Below are 19720 nucleotides of genomic sequence, written 5' to 3' on the forward strand. Positions count from 1 at the left end.
CTACCCCCGCGATGCCAGCACTTTCATGATGCGCTGCGGTGAGACGGGCTGGGCGGTGCCGAGCCGCTGGGCGAACACGCTCACGCGATACTCCTCGAGCAGCCAGCGGGTCTCGACGAGCGCAGCAGGTGCACCGGGTGCGAGCGGGATCGTCCCTCCGGCATCCTCGAACACCTTCGCCATGCGCTCGAACTCGCTCATGCGGGTGCGGTCCTTGCCCGGCTCGTTCGCCAGGGTCTTCAGCCGGTCGAGCATGCCGTCGAGGTAGCGGGGGAAGTACGCGAGGCGGTCGACGCCCGCCGCGGAGACGAACCCGGGGTGCAGCAGACCCGAGAGCTGGGTGCGGATGTCGTTGAGCGGCCCGAGCAGAGCGAGCGAGTTCTGCGACCTGATGCCGCGCTCGACGTCACGCGTCTTCGTGAGGATGCGGGCGACGAGCGAGACGCAGGCGAAGAGCTCGTCGACGAGCGATGCAGAGACGGCGTCGCGCACGCGCTCGAACTCGGCCTGGCTACGCACGATGCCCCCGGGAGCCGCCCGGTCGATCAGGTTCTGTACCACGGCGGCGCGGCAGTCCTCGATGAGTGCCGCTGCGGACTGATACGGCGACGCGGCGAGTGCGAGCTTCTCCTGGCTGGTGAGGTGCTGCTGCACATACGACGAGGGCGAGGGCACGCCGAGCAGCACGAGTCGCAGCACGCCGGCGCGAGTGGCCGCGCTCGCGGCATCCGCTGTCGATTCCACACGCACGGAGACGGTCTTGCCCTGGTCGACGACCGCGGGGTATCCGCGCACCACACCGCCGGCGACCCGGGTGTCGAGCACCTCGGGGAGCTCTCCGAAGGTCCAGGTCGTGAGACCGTCCTTCTCGATCGAGGTCGCGACGGCCGCGGGCTGCGGTCCTTTCGAGGGCCCCGGCTGTCGCGGCGGTGCCGCGATCGAGCGGGCGACACTGCTGCGGGCGCGGTCGGCGAGCTCTGCCTGCAGCGTGCTCAGATCGCGGTTCGATCCGACCACGCGCCCGCGCTCGTCGACGGCGCGGAAGTTCATGCGCAGGTGCGCCGGCACCCGGTCGTCCTCGAAGTCCCCCGCAGACACGAGCTGGTTGGCAAGAGGCTGGATGAGGCGCGCGAGCGCCTCCTTGAGCGTGCGGTTCGGGAGGCCGCCGTGCGACTCGGGCCCGTCTCCGGCCAGTTCGGCGCCGAACTTGTCGGCCCAGTCGGCCGCGGGAACCACGTGCCGCCTGATGGCCTTGGGCAGCGCACGGAGCAGACCCGTGACGAGCTCGGCGCGGAGGCCTGGTACCTGCCAGTCGAAGCCTCTGTCCTCGATCTGCGCGAGCAGGGGGAGCGGGATCACAACGCTCACGCCGTCGTCGGCGGCTCCAGGCTCGAACCGATAGGCGAGCCCGAGCACCTGATCGCCCTGGGTCCATCGCGTCGGGAACTCGCTCTGATCCGCCCGGCTTTCGTCGTCGAGCAGGTCGGCCTCGCGCATCACGAGGAGCTTCGGCGTGGCGGCCAGTGTCTCGCGCCACCACTTCTCGAACGAGCGCACGTCGAAGACGTCGGCCGGGATGCGCTCGTCGTAGAAACGGAAGACGGCCTCGTCGCCCGCGAGGATGTCGCGGCGGCGCTCGCGCTCCTCGAGCTTCTCGAGGCGCTTGCGCAGTTCGGCGTTGCTGCGCCAGAACGCGCTGACCCGCTTGTCGATGCGGGTCGGGTCCCATTCGCCTTCGACGAGCGCATGCCGCACGAACATCTCACGAGAGGCGGCGCGGTCGATGCGGGCGAACTGCACGCGGCGGCGGGGGATGATCTCGACCCCGAACAGCGTCACCTTCTCGTAGGCGACGGCGGCCCCCGCATCCTTCGACCAGTGCGGCTCGGTGACCTGGCGCTTCGCGAGGTCACCGGCGAGCGCCTCGGCCCAGGCCGGATCGATCGCGGCGACGGTGCGCGCGTAGGTGCGCGAGGTCTCGACGATCTCGGCGGCCATGACGGCCTGCGGAGCCTTCTTGCGGAGCGCCGAGCCGGGGAAGATCGAGAAGCGGATGCCGCGGGCGCCCCGGTACTCGGCTTGACGGCGCTTCGCATCCTTCGGAGGAGTCTTGCTCTGGCCCCGACTGGGCGTGTTGCGCTCGTCGAGGATGCCGATCTGCGAGAGCAGACCCGCGAGCAGGGCGCGGTGGATCGCCTCCGGATCCGCGCTGCCCGAGCGTCCTGAGTCCTTGTCCTTCACCAGCGACCGCAGCTGGCGGTGCACGTCGAACCATTCGCGCACCCGCACGTAGTTCAGATGCTCCGACCGGCAGAGCCGACGGAACGCGCTCGAGCCGAGTTCGCGCTGCTGCTCTCTGAGGTGGTTCCAGAGGTTCAGGATCGAGAGGAAGTCGCTCGTCGGGTCGGCGAACCGCGCGTGCATGCGGTCGGCCTCGTCGCGCACGCTCTGCGGCGCCTCCTGCGACGGCCGCTCGCGCACGTCCTGGATCGACATGCCGGCGACGATCGCGAGCACGTCGCGCGTGACGTCGGCCCCGCCGGGGCGGCCGGCCTCGATGAGCATGCGGGCGAAGCGGGGGTCGATCGGGATCCGCGAGATGTCGCGCCCGATGCGGGTGAGGCGAGGGGTGTCGCCGCTTCCGGTCACGGCGCCGAGCTCGGCGAGCAGATCGACCGCCGCCTTCACGCCGCGGGAGTCCGGAGGCGTCAGGAACGGGAAGGCCGTGATGTCGCCGAACCCGAGCGACAGCATCTGAAGGATGACCGAGGCGAGCGAGGTGCGCAGGATCTCGGGCTCGGTGAACTCCGCCCGGCTCTCGAAGTCCTCTTCGCTGTACAGCCGGATCGCGATGCCGTCGCTCGTGCGACCGGCGCGGCCGGAGCGCTGGTTCGCCGACGCCTGCGAGATCGCCTCGATCGGCAGCCGCTGCACCTTCGAGCGGTTGCTGTATCGCGAGATGCGGGCGGTGCCGGTGTCGATCACATAGCGGATGCCGGGAACAGTGAGGCTGGTCTCGGCGACGTTGGTGGCGAGCACGACGCGGCGGCGCACCCCGGCTACGCGGCTCTTCTCGAACACCCGGTGCTGTTCGGCGGCCGACAGCCGGCCGTACAGCGGCAGCACCTCGGTGGGGGAGCGATCCTTCGAGTATGCGCCGCGCACGGCATCCGCCGCGTCCCTGATCTCGGCCTCGCCCGGCAGGAACACGAGCACGTCGCCCGGTTCCTCGCGGTCGAGCTCGCGCAGGGCAGCGACGATCGCGGTCACCTCGTCAGACTCCTCGGTCTCCTCCGTCTGGGCCCGATAGCGGATCTCGACGGGGAAGGTGCGCCCTGAGACCTCGATGACCGGTGCCGGCGCGCCGTCGGGCGACGCGAAGTGCCGGGCGAAGCTCTCAGGGTCGATCGTCGCCGAGGTGATGATCACCTTGAGGTCGGGGCGCTCAGGAAGGATCCGCACGAGGTAGCCGAGCAGGAAGTCGACGTTGAGCGAGCGCTCGTGCGCCTCGTCGATGATGATCGTGTCGTAGCGCGTGAGCAGGCGGTCACGGTGGATCTCGTTGAGCAGGATGCCGTCGGTCATCAGAGCGACACGCGTCTCGTCCGACACCTTGTCGGTGAAGCGCACCTTGTAGCCGACGAGGGTGCCGAGCTCGACCTGCAGCTCTTCGGCGACGCGCTCGGCGATCGTGCGGGCCGCGAGTCGACGGGGCTGCGTGTGCGCGATGCGCTCGCGCCCGAGGTCGAGGCAGATCTTCGGCAGCTGAGTCGTCTTGCCTGAACCCGTGGCGCCGGCGACGATGACCACCTGGTTGTCGCGGATGGCGTCGGCGATCTCGCCCCGCGCAGCGCTGACCGGCAGCTCGGGAGGATAGAAGATCACGGGGGAAGGCATAGAACTCCCATCGTACGATTCATCCGTGAGCACTGTGTCGAAGCCCCTTCCCGCAACGCGGTGGTTCCGCGAGTTCGGACGGCCTCCGCGCATCCTCGGCCTCGATATCGCCCGAGGCCTCGCGATCCTCGGCATGGTCGGCGCGCACATCGGTGAGACCGAGGCATTCGATCCGTTCGACCTGTCGACCTGGACCGACCTGGTGCACGGACGCTCATCGATCCTGTTCGCCGTGCTCGCGGGCGTCTCGATCGCCCTGATGACCGGGCGCAGCGCGCTGCCCGACCCCGAGCGGATGCCGAGCATCCGCCTGCAGCTCGTCGGTCGCGGAGCGGTGATCTTCATGATCGGTCTGGCCCTCGAGATGCTGAACACGCCGATCGCGGTGATCCTCACCCTTTACGGCCTTCTCTACGTGGCCGTCATCCCGTTCCTCCGGTGGCAGCCCTGGAAGCTGCTGATCGCCGCCGGCATCCTGGCGCTCGCGGCCCCGGCCGTGCTCGCGCTGCTGGCCGCCCTCACGCTGAATCCGCACGGAGCGGGCATCGGCTTCGTGCTCTACGGCTCTTATCCGATCACGGCGTGGCTCGCCTTCGTCTTCGCGGGCATGGCTCTCGGGCGCCTCCGCGTCGAGAAGCTCGAGACCGCGGTGATCACGTTCGGCGTCGGCGTCGGGCTCATGGTCGTCGGCTACGGACTCGGCCTCGTCGGGGGCGTCGCTCGCATCACGTCCTCCTCGTCGCTGACGGGCGGAGAGGGCGCCTCGGGATGGAGCACCTACCCCGATGCGCTCGCTGCGGCGGACCCGGGAGGGGCCGTCGTCCGAGCGATCTTCGCCGTCGACCCGCACTCGGGCGGGACGGCCGAGATCTTGGGCTCCGGAGGCTTCGCGCTGTCGGTCATCGCGCTGTGCGTGCTGCTCAGCGGGCCGTTGCGCGCGGTGCTGCTTCCGCTGGGGGCGTTGGGGTCGATGCCGCTGTCGGCCTACAGCGTGCACGTCGTGTCGGTCGCGCTGATCGCAGGACCCGGTGGGTTCTTCTCGAGCAACGCGTTCTGGGCGGCGACGGCCATCGCGCTCCTTCTCGTCACGACGCTGTGGTCGATCCTGTTCGGGCGAGGGCCCCTCGAGCGACTCGTCGGGTGGGTTGCGACGAGGATGGCCGCGGTTCCCCCTGGGCCACCTGTCATCACAGGTCGTAGGGTGGGACCATGACGATTCCTGCACTCGAACTGAACGACGGCCATTCCATCCCGCAGCTCGGCTACGGGGTGTTCAAGGTTCCGGCCGATGAGACCGAGCGCGCCGTGAGCGAGGCGCTCGAGATCGGCTACCGCCACATCGACACTGCCGCCATCTACGGCAACGAAGAGGGCGTCGGCGCGGCCATCGCCGCCTCCGGCATCGCCCGCGACGAGCTGTTCATCACCACCAAGCTCTGGAACGACCGCCACCACGGCGAGGAGCCGCGTGCGGCGATCGGAGAGAGCCTCGACAAGCTCGGCCTCGATGCGGTCGACCTCTACCTCGTGCACTGGCCCACCCCGGCCAAGGACGACTACGTGCATGCGTTCGCCAAGCTCATCGAGCTGCGCGACGCCGGCCTCACGCGCAGCATCGGCGTCTCGAACTTCCTCGTGCCGCACCTCGAGCGCGTCGTGGCCGAGACCGGCGTGACCCCGGCGGTCAACCAGATCGAGCTTCACCCGGCCTACCAGCAGCGCGACGTGGTCGACTGGGCCACCGAGCACGGCATCCGCATCGAGTCGTGGGGCCCGCTCGGACAGGGCAAGTACGACCTGTTCGGCACGCCCGCGATCGCCGAGGCCGCAGCGGCGCACGGCGTCACCCCCGCTCAGGCGGTGCTGCGCTGGCACCTGCAGAAGGGCTTCATCGTCTTCCCGAAGTCGGTGCGGGCGGAGCGCCTGCGCGAGAACCTCGACGTGTTCGGATTCGAGTTGACGGATGCGGAGATCGCGGTGATCGACGCGCTCGACCCGCTCGACGGCTCCGGCCGCGTCGGCTCGCACCCCGACGACGTGAACTGATACACCCTGTGTCGACAGATGACGCCCCGTGTCGCTTTCCGCGACACGGGGCGTCGTCGTGAGTAGCGTCAACGGCATGACTGCTCCCTACCGCGTCGTCGCCGTCTCCGGTTCGCTGCACGAGCCCAGCAAGACCACGGCTCTCGTCCGTGCGATCGCCGGGGCGATCGCCGAGCGCGCAGAGGTCGAGATCGAGGTCATCGAGCTCACCGACATCGGTCCGTCGCTCGCGGGGGCGCTTCGTCGCGACCAGCTGCCGGCGAGTGTCGAGGAGAAGCTCGTGGCCATCGAGGCGTCCGACCTGCTGATCGTGGGCAGCCCCGTCTACCGGGCGTCCTTCACCGGCCTCTTCAAGCATCTGTTCGACTTCGTCGGCCAGTACGAGCTCGTCGGCAAGCCGGTGCTGCTCGCGGCGACCGGAGGTGGCGAGCGCCACGCGCTGATCATCGAGCACCAGCTGCGGCCGCTGTTCGCCTTCTTCCAGGCGCTGACGCTGCCGCTCGGCGTCTACGCCAGCGACACCGACTTCGACGGCTACGTGATCGGTTCTGACGTGCTCCGAGCGCGCATCGACCTCGCCGCCGATCGCGCGCTGCCGCTCGTCGGCTACGCCGCCTCCCGGCCGGCGGAGCTGCTCGTCTCCTGACCGCCTCGTCGGCGGCCGATCGGCGTAGCGTGGGCGTATGACGAACCGGCTCGCCGACACGCTCAGCCCCTACCTCCGCGCGCACGCGGAAAACCCCGTCGACTGGTATCCCTGGGGGCCGGAGGCGTTCGCCGAGGCGCAGCGCCGTGATGTGCCGCTGCTGATCTCGATCGGCTACTCGACGTGCCACTGGTGTCACGTGATGGCGAGGGAGTCGTTCGCCGACCCTGACACGGCCGCGCTGATCAACCGTGACTTCGTGGCGATCAAGGTCGACCGTGAGGAGCACCCTGACGTCGACGGCGCCTATATGGCCGCGGCGTCGGCGTTCACGCAGAACCTGGGGTGGCCGCTGACCGTGTTCACGACGCCGCGGGGTCGCACGTTCTACGCCGGCACCTACTGGCCACCCGAGGCGCGGCAGCCGATGCCTGCGTTCCGCGACGTCCTCGCCGCGGTGCACGAGGCCTGGACCCTGCGCCGGGTGCAGGCCGAGGAGTCGGCGGATGCCGTGACCGATGCGCTCGCGAGGGCGGGGGCGGCAGTGCCCTCCGATCTACCGGACGCCGCGGCGCTCGCCGGGGCGGCCGAGACGATCGCGGCGCGCGAGGACCGTCAGTTCGGCGGGTTCGGCGGTGCCCCGAAGTTCCCCGTCGCGACGACGCTGAGCCTGCTGCAGACACCGCTGGTGCGACGAGAGGCTCCGGATGCCGCGGCCTCCGCCTACCGTGCGCTCGCTGCGATGTCGGCATCGGCTCTGCACGACGCCGATGGCGGCTTCTTCCGCTACGCGACCCAGCGCGACTGGACCGTGCCGCACTACGAGCGGATGCTGACCGACAACGCGCAGCTGCTCGTCATCGCGCTCGACGCGGGGGATGAGACGACGGCGCGAGGCGTCGCCGACTTCCTCGTGGACACGCTGCGCCGCGAGGGCGGCGGGTTCGGCGCGGCCCAGGACTCGGAGTCGTGGATCGACGGCGAGCGCAACGAGGGCGGGTACTACCTTCGACCGGTGTCGGAGCGGGCTGGACTCGAGCCCCCGGCCGTCGACGGCAAGGTCATCACCGGCTGGAACGGCCTGGCGATCGCTGCGCTGGCACGCGCCGGGGCGAGGCTCGGCGAGCCCGCGTGGATCGCGAAGGCGCAGGATGCCGCGGCATACGTGCTGCGGGTCAACCGTGACAGGGCGGGCGCTCTGGTGCGCGCCTCTCTCGACGGCATCGCGTCGCAGGCCGTCGCGACCGCCTCCGACGTCGCGCTTCTCGCCGACGGGCTCTTCGCACTCGCTGTCGCGACCGGCGATCCGCGTTGGGCCGTCGAGGGCCGCGGCGTGCTCGATGTGGTTCTCGCTGGCATCGAGGGCGATCCGCTGCTCGCTGAGCACGGCATCGCGGCCGCGCCCGATCAGACCGATGGCGACCTGCCCTCGGATGCGGCCGCCGTCGCCGCCGCATCGCTCACCGCCTGGCGTCTCGGCGCAGGGGATCGTTATCGCGAAGCCGCGGCTGTGCGAGTTCGCGAGCACGCGGGATCGGCGATCGGCCAGCCGTTCGCGCACGGCAGCCTGCTGCGGGTCGCTGCAGGGCTCGTCGATGCCCCCAGGCAGGTCGTCGTCGTCACCGAGGCGCCGCAGGGTGCCCTCGCGTCTGCTGCTCGTCGGGCAGATGCCGATGTCGTCGCGATCGTCACCGCCGCGCAGGCGGTGGCATTCGCGGACGCCGGCTTCGAGCTGTTCGAGGGCAAGGGGAGTGCGGGCGAGCAGGCGTTCGACTGCCGCTCGTTCGTGTGCCGGCTCCCCGTGAGCGATCCCGCCGAGCTTCCCCTCGCGCGGTGAGCACTCAGCGAGCGTTGCGCGGGTGCTCCCGCGCGGTGCGCTCGTTGCCGCGGCGGTAGTTGCCGGTCAGCCGTGCCATCAGCAGTTGCGCATCGCCCTGATCCACTTGAGCGAGGAACTCGCTCGCCTTGACTCCGCGCAGCACCGCCGCTGTGACCCCGTGGTGACGGATCACGACGTCGTCGCCACGCACCGTGAACTCGAAACCTGAGGGGCTGCCCATGCTGCGATCGTAGACCGCCCGCCGCACGTGTAAGACTGTGCAGTCTGCTCGCCTGTTCCGCGATTCCACCCCGCCAGTTGCGCGCGTTGCGTACCGGATGCTGCACCGATTGCCCACCTCTCATCATCCGGTCTAGTGTTGCGCGACAGCAGGCGCCGCTCGGCCGCCACCGCATCTCAGCAAGGACGCTCAGACGATGACTCTCCCCACCCGTGCCGGACTCGACGCCGTGCCTGCCTACCGCCAGGGGCGCTCCGCCCCGGCCGGTGCCTCGAAGCTCTCCTCCAACGAGTCTCCGCACCCGCCGCTCCCGTCCGTCGTCGAGGCGGTCCAGCAGCGCCTCGCGACCGTCCACCGCTATCCCGACATGAGCGCCGCCGCTCTGCGCGAGCGCCTGGCGGAGCGCTACGGGGTCGAGCCGGCGGCCGTCACCGTGGGCGCCGGGTCCGTCGAACTCGCGTCCCAGTTGATCCACGCTGTCGCCGGTGAGGGCGACGAGGTCATCTTCGCCTGGCGGTCGTTCGAGGCCTACCCGTCGTTGGTGCGCATCGCCGGCGCGACTCCCGTCGCGGTGCCGCTGAACGCCGACCACGCGCACGACCTCGATGCCATGCTCGCCGCGATCACCCCGCGCACGCGGCTGATCTTCGTATGCAACCCGAACAACCCGACAGGCACTGTCGTCGGAGCGGAAGAGCTCGAGGCCTTCGTCGCGGCCGTGCCGCGCGATGTGCTGGTCGTGATCGACGAGGCCTACGTGCACTTCGACCGCACGGGGTCGTACGGAGCGGGCGTCGAGCTGTTCCACCGGCATCCGCACGTGGCCGTGCTGCACACGTTCTCGAAGGCGTACGGCCTCGCCGGTCTGCGCATCGGCTACGCACTCGCGCCCGTCGAGGTCGCCGAGAGCCAGCGCAAGGTCGCCGTGCCGTTCGGCGTGACCGATCTCGCGCAGACGGCCGCTCTCGCGTCGCTCGACGCCGAAGTCGAGCTCGCCTCACGCATCGACGAGGTCGTCGCTCAGCGGGATCGCCTGTGCACGCTGCTCACCGCCGCGGGGTGGCCCGCCGTGACCTCGCAGGCGAACTTCGTCTGGGTGCCCGCGGGTGACCGAACCGACGAACTCGAATCCCTGCTCCGAGAGGGCGGCGTGATCACCCGGGCGTTCCCGGGCGAGGGCCTCCGCATCTCGTCGGGTTCCGCCGAGGACATCGATAGGGTCGAGACCGTACTTCAGGAGGCACGCGCATGACCGAGGTTCCCCTCACCACGACCACGACCAAAGGGCTGCAGCCCGGGCTGACCCGTCGACAGATCTCGATGATGGGACTCGGCGGCGCGATCGGCGCCGGGCTCTTCGTCGGCTCAGGGCAGGCGATCAGCATCGCCGGCCCCGCCGTGCTGATCTCCTATCTCGTCGCCGGCGCCATCGTGGTGCTGATCATGGCGATGCTCGCCGAGATGGTCGCCGCCCGTCCGAGTTCGGGGGCCTTCAGCTCATACGCGCAGAAGGCGATGGGCCGCAGTGCCGGCAGCGCCGTGGGCTGGCTCTACTGGATCCAGCTCGTCGTGGTGATCGCGGCCGAGGCCACGGGCGCGGGCGGCATCGTCTCGGCGTGGATCCCGGGTATCCCGGCCTGGGTATGGGTGCTCGTCTTCGTCGTGGCGTTGACCGCGGTGAACCTCTTCGGGGTGCGCAACTACGGCACGTTCGAGTTCTGGTTCGCGGCGATCAAGGTCGCGGCGATCATCGTCTTCCTCGTCGTCGGCGTGTGCGCGATCCTGGGTTTCATCCCGGGGGTTCCGGCCACCGGCATCGGCAACCTGGTCGACAACGGCGGCTTCGCCCCGAACGGGCTCACCGGCATCGCCGCCGCTCTCCTCATCGTGGTCTTCGCGTTCGGCGGCACCGAGGTCGTCGCGATCGCGGCGGCGGAGTCCGACAACCCCTCGCGCAACATCCGCCGGATCGTGCGTGAGGTGCTCGTGCGCATCCTGATCTTCTACGTCGGCTCGATCTTCGTGATCGTGTCCGTGCTGCCGTGGAACGACCCGGCCGTCAAGGACGGACCCTTCTCTGCCGTGCTCGACACGCTGCGGGTGCCGGGCGTCGGGCTCGTGATGGACCTCATCGTCGTGATCGCGCTGCTCTCGGCGATGAACGCGAACATCTACGGGGCGTCGCGCATGGCCTACTCGCTCGGTGAGCGCGGGCTCGCACCCCTGGCCGCGACCCGCACGACGCTCAAGGGTGTGCCGGTCGTGGCCGTGCTCGCCTCGGTCTCGTTCGGCTTCATCACGGTCGGTCTGAACTGGGCCTTCCCCGATGTCGTGCTGCCGGCTCTCCTCAACGTGGTCGGGTCGACGCTGCTGATCATCTGGACGGCGACCGCGGTGTCGCAGATCATCCTGCGTCGCCGTGCCGATCGCGCAGGAGAGGAGATGCCGATGCGCATGTGGGGCTTCCCCTGGCTGTCGTGGCTGTGTCTGGCGCTGCTCGCCGGCGTTATCGCGCTGACGATGATCGACCCGGCCGCCCGCGTGCAGCTGCTTCTGACCATCGGGCTGACCGTCGTGCTGCTGGTCGTCGCCCGCCTCACACGCGGGGCCTCCCGCCCGGGTGTCTCCAGCGAGCGTGTGGGTGCGGTCGGGGACTGACGATGCGCATCGATCGTCTCGACGCCGAGCTCATCCGTTTGCTCACCGAGTCTCCGCAGCTGCCGATCCTGGAATGCGCGCGGCGGCTGGGAGTGGCGAGGGGCACCGCCACCAGCCGTCTCGCGCGCCTGCACGAGGGAGGGGTGATCGAGGCGATCGTGCCACGCGTCGACCCCGCCGGCTTCGGCTACGGTGTCGTGGCGTTCTGTCTGGTCGAGATCGATCAGAAGGTCGGCCACGACGATGTCGCCACCGCGCTCGCCGATGCGGTGCCCGAGATCGTCGACATGCACACCGTGACCGGAGCGAGCGACATGCAGCTGCGACTCGTCGCGCGCGATGCGACCCAGCTGCAGGAGGTGCTCGACCGGGTGGCTCTCGTGCCAGGGGTCTCGCGCACGGCGTCGTCGATCGCGATGCGCACGCACCTGTCGGGGCGCGTGCTGCCGCTGGTCGAGCACGTCGCCGGCGACGCCGGCTGACGGGTCAGATCCAGCCGGGCAGCCAGTTGTGCAGCAGCCAGAAGTCGTAGGGCACGCTCATGCCCGTCCACACCGGGTAGAAGAACGCGGAGACGAGTGCCACGATGGCGAGGAAGACCATCACCGTGCGCTCTCCTGACTGGCGGCGGTGCAGTGGGTCCTCCCGTCGCCCGGCGATCTGACGCAGAGCGACTGCGAGCGCGATCACGAGGAACGGCGCCATGGCGACCGTGTAGAACTGGAAGATCGTGCGCTCGGGGAACAGCAGCCAGGGCACGTAGGTCGCCGCGAGTCCGACCAGGGGGAACGTGAATGCCGGGCCGACCGGCTTGCGCTCGATCCATCCGCGCACGAGTCGGTACATCAGGTACAGGGCAGCGGCGACACTGGCATACCAGATGACCGGATTGGGGATCGTCGAGATCACCGCGATGCAGTGGTCTACGCCGCAGGGCCCGGGATCGCTGCCCACCCAGACCGCGGTGGGTCGCAGCAGCAACGGCCACTCCCAGGCAGGGCTCGCGTAGGGGTGCCCCTTGCTGAGACCGACGTGGAAGTTCAGGATCGCCTCGTGATAGTTCCACAGCGCGATCAGCGGATTCGGATCGCTCTGACGGGCGTAGCCGCCGGCCGTGACGAGCCACCCCGTCCAGCTCACGAGGTAGGTGGCGAGCGCCGGCAGCACCAGCAGGACGAAGGAGACCGGGCCCTGGCGGAATGCTGCCGCGGTGGGCCAGAGGACCACACCGGCGCGGCGTCTCGCCAGAGCATCTGCCACCACCACATACAGGCCGAAGGCGGCCAGCGCGTACAGCCCGGACCACTTCACGGCGCAGGCCGCGCCGAGCGCGACACCCGCGGCGATCAGCCAGGGGCGTCGCCAGAGCACGGGCCCCCACATCGGCTCGGGGGAGTCGGGGGCGGTGCGTTCGAGCAGAGGTATCGACCGGTCGCGGTCGATCAGGATGAACAGCGCGCCGAGCATCAGGAAGAACGTCAGCGGGCCGTCGAGCAGCGCGGTGCGGCTCATCACGATGCTGAGGCCGTCGATGGCGAGCAGAGAGCCGGCGACGGTCGCCACCACGATCGAGCCGGTCAGTCTGCGGGCGACCAGGTAGACCAGCAGCACGGTGGCGGCGCCGAGGAGAGCCGTTGCGATGCGCCAGCCCACCGTGTTGTCCGGGCCGCCGACGGCCATCCCCAGGGCGATCAGCCATTTGCCGAGGGGCGGATGCACGATGAACGCCCCTGCGTCCGACAGCGGCAGCTCCTGCAGCGTGATGAACGCCTCATTCGCATCTTTGCCCCAGGTGCCCTCGTATCCGAGAGTCCACAGCGACCAGGCGTCCTTGACGTAATAGGTCTCGTCGAAGGCGAGCTGGTGCGGGTGTCCGAGGTTGACCAGGCGCAACACCGCGGCGAAGGCGGTCACGACGAGCGGGGCGAACCAGCGCATCATGCGGCCCCAGTCGGGGTCCTGCAGCACACGGTCACGCAGCAGCTCGTAGCGCGTCAGTCGCTGCGCGGGCGGAGGCAGCAGGGGCAGGGGCGCGGTCACCGCACCAGCCTAGACACTCCGCCGATGGGTCCCGCCTAAGCTGGGCGGGTGATCATCCTCGCCGCAACGCCGATCGGAAACCTGGGGGATGTCTCGCGTCGCCTCGTCGAAGTGCTCGAGAACGCGGAGGTCATCGTCGCTGAGGACACCCGCACCACGCAGAAGCTGATGCAGGCTCTGCAGATCTCGAACCGTCCGCGGCTGATCGCGCTGCACGATCACAACGAGAAGCAGAAGGCGGCGGAGCTCGCGACCCTCGCCATCGAGACCGACGTCGTCGTGGTGAGCGACGCGGGGATGCCGGCCATCAGCGACCCCGGCTACGGTCTCGTCGCCGAAGCCGTCGCGCAGGGCGTGACGGTCACGGCCATCCCCGGACCCAGCGCGGTGCTGATGGCCCTCTCGATCTCCGGGCTGCCGACCGATCGCTTCACATTCGAGGGGTTCCTGCCGCGCAAACCGGGGGAGCGGCGGTCGACCCTGCGGGCGCTCGCCGCCGAGCCCCGCACCATGGTCTTCTTCGAGTCGCCCGCCCGGCTGGCATCCTCGCTCGCCGACATGGGTGGCGCGTTCGGTGACGATCGTCGCATCGCCGTGTGCCGCGAACTGACCAAGTTCTATGAAGAGGTGCGCCGGGGCACCTCCGCCGAGCTCGTCGAGTGGGCCACGGCGGGCGTCAAGGGTGAGATCGTCGTCGTCGTCGAGGGCGCGCCGCATCGCGAGGCGTCTGCGGAAGACGGGCTCGCGCAGGTGCAGCGACTCGTGGCATCCGGTGTGCGCCTGAAAGAGGCCTGCGCCGAGGTCGCCGCGGCCACGGGCCTGTCGTCGCGCGACCTGTATCAGGCAGCGCTCGCCGCCCGCAGCTGATGGTGCAGGGCACTGACGCCGCCATCGGCTCCGCCTATGACGCGAGGGCCGCGGAGTACGTCGAGCTGGCCGGTGCGATCGAGCAGATGGATGCCAGGGATGCGGCGGTCATCGCGGCCTGGCGTGACGCGACCCCGGGGCCGCTGCTGGATGCCGGCTGCGGACCCGGGCACTGGACCGAGTTCCTCGGCAAGGACGGGCGCGAGGTGCGGGGAATCGACCTGTCGGCGGAGTTCATCACGGCGGCGAAGAAACGGCATCCCGGTATCGCCTTCGAGGTCGGGACGTTCCGCGCTCTGCCGCTCTACAGCGGTTCCGTCGGCGGCATCCTCGCCTGGTACTCGCTGATCCACACCCCGCCGGCCGACCTGCCCGAGATCTTCATGGAGTTCGGTCGCGTGCTCGCCCCCGGCGGCAGCATCCTCATCGGATTCTTCGACGGCGAGCCGCGCGAGTCGTTCGCGCACGCCGTCGCTCCGGCATTCTTCTGGTCTGCCGACGCGCTCGCCGAGATGCTCGCGGATGCAGGCTTCGAGGTCGTGTCGACCGAGACCCGCGGCCGGGAGACCGGCGAGATCAGCGCCCGGCCCCACGGCTCCCTGGTGGCCCGCACACAGCCCGGTACCCTGGTGCACACGCGACCCGAGGAGGACCGAGCGTGACCAGGAAGGCGACCGTCTACGACGTCGCGGAGCGGGCAGGAGTGTCGATCGCGACGGTCTCACGCGTGCTGCGGCAGCCGGATGCGGTGCGTCCGGTCACCCGCGAGCGGGTGCTCGACTCGGTGGCAGCCCTCGGCTACGTGCCCAGCGGCAGCGCGCGGGGACTCGCCGAACGCCGCACCGGGGTGCTCGGTCTGTACTTCCCGGGTTTCGATGCCTCGGAGGATGCCCCCGTGTTCGATATGGTCGCCGATGATCAGGCCGAGGCGCCCCCGTTCACGGTCGAGCAGGCGTCTGCCGACACGGGTGCGCCGCATCCGACCATGCTCTTCCTCGACGAGGTGCTGCGCGGCGCCGAGCTGGAGGCGTGGAAGCAGGGGTTCGTGCTGATGATCGGTGTCGGACGGGGCGATCCGGCCCGGGAGACGGTGCGCGACATCGCCGGCCGGGTCGATGGCCTGATGGTGCTGGCGCAGAGCGTGCCGGACGAAGTGCTCGCGCGTCTCGCCCAGCGAATCCCCGTGGTCGTGCTCTCGGGTCCGGCGCGGGGCGACAGCTACGACCACGTGACCGTCAGCAACGCCGAGGCGATGTCGGAGCTCACGCGTCTGGTTCTTGCTCAGGCCGATCCGGGAGGCCTCGCTTTCCTCGCAGGCCCGGAGGACTCGCCCGACGGTGCGCAGCGCTGGGAGGGCTTCGCTGCCGCCATAGCCGAGGCGGGCATCGCGACGGATGATGTGATGGTGCTGCGCGGTGACTTCACGCGCGCATCAGGACACCGCGCCGCCGAGGAGCTGATCGCCCGCGGCGCACCGGCCGCGCTGGTCGCGGCGAACGACCAGATGGCGCTGGGGGCGATCGATGCTTTCCGCTCGGCCGGCATCCGGGTTCCCGACGACGTGCGGGTCACGGGGTTCGACGGCATCGAAGCGGCCGCGCTCTCACGGCCGACCCTGACCACGGTGCGCCAGCCGATGATCGACCTCGGCCGCGCCGCCGTGCAGCTTCTCGCCAGACGCCTCGAGCAGCCGGATGCCGAGCCGATGACGGTGCGCCTGCCGCTGCAGATCCTCGTCCGCGAGAGCTCGCAGCGCCCGGAATAGTCGCCGATCTGGCACCGCTCCCATCCCTGTGACCGAGCGGAGAAGTCGCTGCTGTGGCCGCGTTCAAGGGGTTGCGCTCGCAAAATGTATGCGCTTACAATCACTCATGCGGCTTTGGCCGCGGGGCGCCCCGACCCCCGGGACCCCCTTCATGACACAGACGACATGAGGTGGCAGTGTGGCGAAGACGCACATGCTCCGGCGCTGGCGGAGAGCCGCGATCGTGGGACTGGCGGCAGCAGCCGTCGTGCTCAGCGGTTGCAGCATCCAGATCAGTTCGCAGCCCGATCCATCGATCGGCGACGACACGATGCTCATCAATGCGGACAAGGGGAACCCGTTCTTCACGCGGAACTTCAACCCGTATCTCACCAACACGCGCACCGCGTCGAGGTGGATCTATGAGCCTCTGATCCTGGTGAACCCGCTCGACGGAACCCAGAACGCGTGGCTTGCGAGCGAGTGGTCGCAGCCCGACGCCCGCACGGTCGTGATGACGATCCGCGACGACGTCGAGTGGAGCGACGGTGAGAAGCTGACGCCCGATGACGTGGCATTCACCTTCCAGCTGCTCAAGGACAATCCGTCGCTCGACATCAAAGGCGCGTGGCAGCACCTCGAGACCGTCGAGGTCGACGGCGACGACGTGATCATGCACCTGCAGACCGATGATGCCCCGTCACTGCCGATCCTCGGTCAGACCATGATCGTGCCCGAGCACCTCTGGGCCGACGTGAAGGACCCCGGCACCTACCGCAACGAGAACCCGGTCGGAACAGGCCCGTTCGTGCTCGGCAACTACAACGACCAGCAGTACTCGGTCGACAGGAACCCCGACTACTGGCAGGCCGACAAGATCGAGATCGAGCACATCATCCTGCCGTCCACGAACTCGCAGCTCGACACCGTCACCCGCGGGTACGACTGGGCCTATTCGTTCATCTCCGATGTCGAGGGCACCTGGGGTGCGGCCAGCGAGCACAACGCCTGGTGGTTCCCGCCGGGCGGCGTTATCTCCCTGATGCCGAACCTCGAGGTCGCACCGTTCGACGACGTGAACGTGCGCCGGGGGATCGCGCTCTCGCTCGACCGCGAGGAGATCGCCGAGACCGCATCCGAGGGCTACATGGAGCCCGCGGGGCAGACCGGGCTCACCCTCCCGAACCAGGAGGAGTTCCTCGACCCGAGCATCCCCGATCAGGGCATGATCACGCAGGACACGGATGCCGCACTCGCCGCCTTCGCCGAGGCGGGGTACACCCTCGACGGCGATCGGCTGGTCGGCGCCGACGGAGAGCAGCTCGAGTTCGCGCTGACCACGGCCAACGGCTTCTCGGACTGGACCCGCGCGGCGCAGACCGTGCAGAGTCAGCTCGCGAAGGTCGGCGTCAAGGTGACGCTCAAGCTCCCGCAGCCGGCCGGATACCAGAGCGCCATCAGCAACGGCGATTTCGAGATGGCCATCGGCGGCATGGGCAACGGCGACGTCTACCAGGCGTTCAACAACCTGCTCTCGAGCGAGTTCTACGTGCCGTCAGGGTCCGGCGAACCCACCGCCAACAACTTCGAGCGGTACCGCTCGGACGAAGCCGACGCGCTGCTCAAGGAGTACCGCGAGACGGTCGATCCCGCCCGTCAGACCGAGATCGTGCAGGAGCTGCAGGGCATCGTCTACGAAGAGATGCCGGTCATCGGCCTCTACTACGGCGGCATCTGGGGCCTGTTCAACGACTCCAAGTTCACCGGCTGGCCCACAGAGGACGACCCGTACATGATTCCGCAGAACTACGACTCGGCACCGCTGGGCATCTTCACCCGGCTCGAGCGCGTCAAGGAGGATGACCGATGAAGTACGTCCTCCAGAAGGTCGGACTGTTCGTCCTCACACTGTGGGCGGCCATCACCCTGAACTTCTTCCTGCCGCGGCTGATGCCGGGTTCGCCCGCCGACGCCGCCATCGCCAAGCTCTCGCAGAACGGCCCGGTGTCCGATGCGACGCGGGCCGCGATCGAGGCCCAGCTCGGGGTGCCGACGGGGTCGATCTGGGAGCAGTATGTGACCTACCTCGGTCAGGTCGCCCGACTCGACTTCGGGGTCTCGTACACGTTCTACCCCCAGACGGTGTCGAGCATGGTCTCGACCGCCCTGCCCTACACGATCGGCCTGGTCGGCATCGTCACGATCCTCGCGTTCGTGATCGGCACGCTGATCGGCACCGCCGCCGCCTGGCGCCGGGGCACCTGGCTCGACAGCCTGCCGACGCTGACCGGATCGTTCCTCAGCACCTTCCCGTACTTCTGGACGGCACTGCTGCTGCTGTTCTTCTTCGGCTACGTGCTGCACTGGTTCCCGACGACGGGCGCCTACTCGGCGACCACGACACCGGCGTTCAGCTGGGAGTTCATCGTTGACCTCGCGCAGCATGCGGTGCTGCCGGCAGTGACGATCCTGCTGACCTCCCTCGGCGGCTGGATCATCGGCATGCGCAACGCGATGATCAACACGCTGGGTGAGGACTACGTGACCTTCGCCGAGGCGAACGGACTGCACGGACGCACCATCGCAGTGCGTTACGCCGCGCGCAACGCGATCCTGCCGAACCTCACCGGCTTCGGGCTCACGCTCGGCGGTGTGGTCGGCGGATCCATCCTCGTGGAGCAGGTGTTCGGATACCCGGGCATCGGATATCTGCTCTTCAACGCCGTGATCGGGCAGGACTACCCGCTCATGCAGGCGCTCTTCCTGATGATCACCGTCAGCGTGCTCATCGCCAACTTCCTCGTCGACATCCTGTACGGCGTGCTGGATCCAAGGACCCGCCGATGACCTCCACCATGAATGTCAAGGTTCCCTCCGACCGGATCGCGGCTCCCAGCCCGTGGCGTTCGTTCGCCCGGATGGTGGGCACCCTCTGGTCCAACGGCAAGGCCCGACTGGGCCTCATCATCCTCGGCCTGTTCGTGCTGGTCGCGGTGTTCGCTCCGCTGCTCGCTCCGTACGGACCGAAGGACAACTCGTTCGAGCGCAACGCCGACGCCTCGGCCGCGCACTGGCTCGGCACGACCGCCGCGGGTGAAGACGTCCTGAGCCAGCTGATCTACGGTTCGCAGATCAGTCTGCTGGTCGGCATGGCCGCCGGCATCCTCTCCACGATCGTCGCCGTGCTGATCGGTCTCAGCTGGGGCTACATGCGCGGCTTCCTGGGCGAGGTGGTCGGCTTCATCGTCAACCTCTTCCTCGTGATCCCCGGGCTTCCGCTCATGATCGTGATCGCCGCGTATCTGCAGAACGGCGGCATCCTGATGATCATCGCGGTGATCGTCATCACCGGGTGGGCCTGGGGTGCGCGCGTGCTGCGCAGCCAGACGCAGTCGCTGCGGGGCAACGACTTCGTCACCTCGGCGCAGTTCTCCGGCGACAGCCGGGCGCGCATCGTGTTCCGCGAGATCCTGCCGAACATGACCTCGATCATCGCCGGCACGCTCTTCGGGGCGGCGACCGCGGCGATCCTCGCCGAAGCCGGACTCGAGTTCCTCGGTCTCGGCGACTCCAGCATCGTCAGCTGGGGAACGATGCTCTACTGGGCGCAGAACTCCAACTCCCTGCTCACCGGGCAGTGGCTGCTGCTGTTCGCCCCCGGTCTCTGCATCGCCCTGCTCGCTCTGAGCCTGACACTGATCAACTTCGGCGTGGACGGAATCTCCAATCCGCGCCTGCGAGAGGGGAAGGGCCGATGAGCGC

At 69.2% G+C, this 19720-nt stretch carries 16 protein-coding genes; 13 read left to right on the forward strand and 3 right to left on the reverse strand.

Annotated features, from left to right (window positions below):
* Positions 1–3897 (reverse strand): ATP-dependent RNA helicase HrpA, encoded by a 3897-nt coding sequence (hrpA, locus tag RQG82_RS14295; RefSeq protein WP_311259715.1) that lies wholly within the window; start codon positions 3895–3897, stop codon positions 1–3.
* Positions 3898–3922: 25 nt separating this feature from the next.
* Here hrpA and RQG82_RS14300 point away from each other — a divergent pair, with 25 nt between their 5' ends.
* From RQG82_RS14300 to RQG82_RS14315, 4 genes are all read left to right on the forward strand, one after another.
* Positions 3923–5110, forward strand: coding sequence for a heparan-alpha-glucosaminide N-acetyltransferase domain-containing protein (locus tag RQG82_RS14300; RefSeq protein WP_311259716.1), 1188 nt, complete (start codon positions 3923–3925; stop codon positions 5108–5110).
* Positions 5107–5943, forward strand: a complete 837-nt coding sequence (locus tag RQG82_RS14305) for an aldo/keto reductase (RefSeq protein ID WP_311259717.1) — start codon at positions 5107–5109, stop codon at positions 5941–5943. The genes RQG82_RS14300 and RQG82_RS14305 overlap by 4 nt, the downstream gene beginning before the upstream one ends.
* A gap of 76 nt (positions 5944–6019) precedes the next feature.
* A complete protein-coding gene (gene msuE / locus RQG82_RS14310; RefSeq protein ID WP_311259718.1) occupies positions 6020–6589 on the forward strand; it encodes an FMN reductase in 570 nt (189 codons plus the stop codon).
* 37 nt (positions 6590–6626) lie between these two features.
* Entirely contained in the window at positions 6627–8426 is a 1800-nt protein-coding gene (locus tag RQG82_RS14315; protein ID WP_311259719.1) for a DUF255 domain-containing protein, read from the forward strand.
* 4 nt (positions 8427–8430) lie between these two features.
* Here RQG82_RS14315 and RQG82_RS14320 read toward each other — a convergent pair whose 3' ends face one another.
* Complete coding sequence (locus RQG82_RS14320; RefSeq protein ID WP_311259720.1) at positions 8431–8649, reverse strand: hypothetical protein; 219 nt, start codon at positions 8647–8649, stop codon at positions 8431–8433.
* A 196-nt stretch (positions 8650–8845) separates the two neighbouring features.
* On the opposite strand from RQG82_RS14320, the gene hisC reads away from it, so the two are divergent.
* Genes hisC through RQG82_RS14335 form a run of 3 tightly spaced genes read left to right on the forward strand, consistent with a single transcriptional unit; the run spans position 8846 to position 11789 of the window.
* On the forward strand, positions 8846–9901 hold the full coding sequence (gene hisC, locus RQG82_RS14325; RefSeq protein WP_311259721.1) for a histidinol-phosphate transaminase: 1056 nt from the start codon (positions 8846–8848) through the stop codon (positions 9899–9901).
* Positions 9898–11307 (forward strand): amino acid permease, encoded by a 1410-nt coding sequence (locus RQG82_RS14330; protein WP_311259722.1) that lies wholly within the window; start codon positions 9898–9900, stop codon positions 11305–11307. The genes hisC and RQG82_RS14330 overlap by 4 nt, the downstream gene beginning before the upstream one ends.
* Positions 11308–11309: 2 nt before the next feature.
* Positions 11310–11789, forward strand: coding sequence for an Lrp/AsnC family transcriptional regulator (locus RQG82_RS14335; RefSeq protein ID WP_311259723.1), 480 nt, complete (start codon positions 11310–11312; stop codon positions 11787–11789).
* A gap of 4 nt (positions 11790–11793) precedes the next feature.
* Here the strand turns inward: RQG82_RS14335 and RQG82_RS14340 are convergent, their stop codons facing one another.
* Positions 11794–13347 carry a phospholipid carrier-dependent glycosyltransferase gene (locus RQG82_RS14340; protein WP_311259724.1) on the reverse strand — a complete coding sequence of 518 codons (1554 nt, stop codon included), beginning with the start codon at positions 13345–13347 and terminating at the stop codon, positions 11794–11796.
* A 48-nt stretch (positions 13348–13395) separates the two neighbouring features.
* On the opposite strand from RQG82_RS14340, the gene rsmI reads away from it, so the two are divergent.
* From rsmI to RQG82_RS14370, 6 genes are all read left to right on the forward strand, one after another.
* Entirely contained in the window at positions 13396–14214 is an 819-nt protein-coding gene (gene rsmI / locus RQG82_RS14345) for a 16S rRNA (cytidine(1402)-2'-O)-methyltransferase (RefSeq protein WP_311259725.1), read from the forward strand.
* Positions 14214–14876, forward strand: coding sequence for a class I SAM-dependent methyltransferase (locus tag RQG82_RS14350; protein ID WP_311259726.1), 663 nt, complete (start codon positions 14214–14216; stop codon positions 14874–14876). The genes rsmI and RQG82_RS14350 overlap by 1 nt, the downstream gene beginning before the upstream one ends.
* Positions 14873–15979, forward strand: coding sequence for a LacI family DNA-binding transcriptional regulator (locus tag RQG82_RS14355; RefSeq protein ID WP_311259727.1), 1107 nt, complete (start codon positions 14873–14875; stop codon positions 15977–15979). The genes RQG82_RS14350 and RQG82_RS14355 overlap by 4 nt, the downstream gene beginning before the upstream one ends.
* A 178-nt stretch (positions 15980–16157) precedes the next feature.
* Positions 16158–17828, forward strand: coding sequence for an ABC transporter substrate-binding protein (locus tag RQG82_RS14360; RefSeq protein WP_311259728.1), 1671 nt, complete (start codon positions 16158–16160; stop codon positions 17826–17828).
* Positions 17825–18805, forward strand: a complete 981-nt coding sequence (locus RQG82_RS14365) for an ABC transporter permease (RefSeq protein ID WP_311259729.1) — start codon at positions 17825–17827, stop codon at positions 18803–18805. The genes RQG82_RS14360 and RQG82_RS14365 overlap by 4 nt, the downstream gene beginning before the upstream one ends.
* Entirely contained in the window at positions 18802–19716 is a 915-nt protein-coding gene (locus tag RQG82_RS14370; RefSeq protein ID WP_311259730.1) for an ABC transporter permease, read from the forward strand. Before RQG82_RS14365 ends, RQG82_RS14370 begins: the two co-directional genes overlap by 4 nt.
* Positions 19717–19720 lie beyond the last annotated feature (4 nt).

It is taken from the genome of Microbacterium sp. WCS2018Hpa-9, from assembly GCF_031843745.1.
Taxonomy (GTDB): domain Bacteria; phylum Actinomycetota; class Actinomycetes; order Actinomycetales; family Microbacteriaceae; genus Microbacterium.

What these genes read in the sequence shown, in the direction of transcription:
- hrpA (WP_311259715.1), bottom strand. Translation starts at nt 3,897, where the DNA reads ATGCCTTCCCCCGTGATCTTCTATCCTCCCGAGCTGCCGGTCAGCGCT.
- RQG82_RS14305 (WP_311259717.1), top strand. Translation starts at nt 5,107, where the DNA reads ATGACGATTCCTGCACTCGAACTGAACGACGGCCATTCCATCCCGCAG.
- msuE (WP_311259718.1), top strand. Translation starts at nt 6,020, where the DNA reads ATGACTGCTCCCTACCGCGTCGTCGCCGTCTCCGGTTCGCTGCACGAG.
- RQG82_RS14315 (WP_311259719.1), top strand. Translation starts at nt 6,627, where the DNA reads ATGACGAACCGGCTCGCCGACACGCTCAGCCCCTACCTCCGCGCGCAC.
- RQG82_RS14320 (WP_311259720.1), bottom strand. Translation starts at nt 8,649, where the DNA reads ATGGGCAGCCCCTCAGGTTTCGAGTTCACGGTGCGTGGCGACGACGTC.
- hisC (WP_311259721.1), top strand. Translation starts at nt 8,846, where the DNA reads ATGACTCTCCCCACCCGTGCCGGACTCGACGCCGTGCCTGCCTACCGC.
- RQG82_RS14330 (WP_311259722.1), top strand. Translation starts at nt 9,898, where the DNA reads ATGACCGAGGTTCCCCTCACCACGACCACGACCAAAGGGCTGCAGCCC.
- RQG82_RS14335 (WP_311259723.1), top strand. Translation starts at nt 11,310, where the DNA reads ATGCGCATCGATCGTCTCGACGCCGAGCTCATCCGTTTGCTCACCGAG.
- RQG82_RS14350 (WP_311259726.1), top strand. Translation starts at nt 14,214, where the DNA reads ATGGTGCAGGGCACTGACGCCGCCATCGGCTCCGCCTATGACGCGAGG.
- RQG82_RS14365 (WP_311259729.1), top strand. Translation starts at nt 17,825, where the DNA reads ATGAAGTACGTCCTCCAGAAGGTCGGACTGTTCGTCCTCACACTGTGG.
- RQG82_RS14370 (WP_311259730.1), top strand. Translation starts at nt 18,802, where the DNA reads ATGACCTCCACCATGAATGTCAAGGTTCCCTCCGACCGGATCGCGGCT.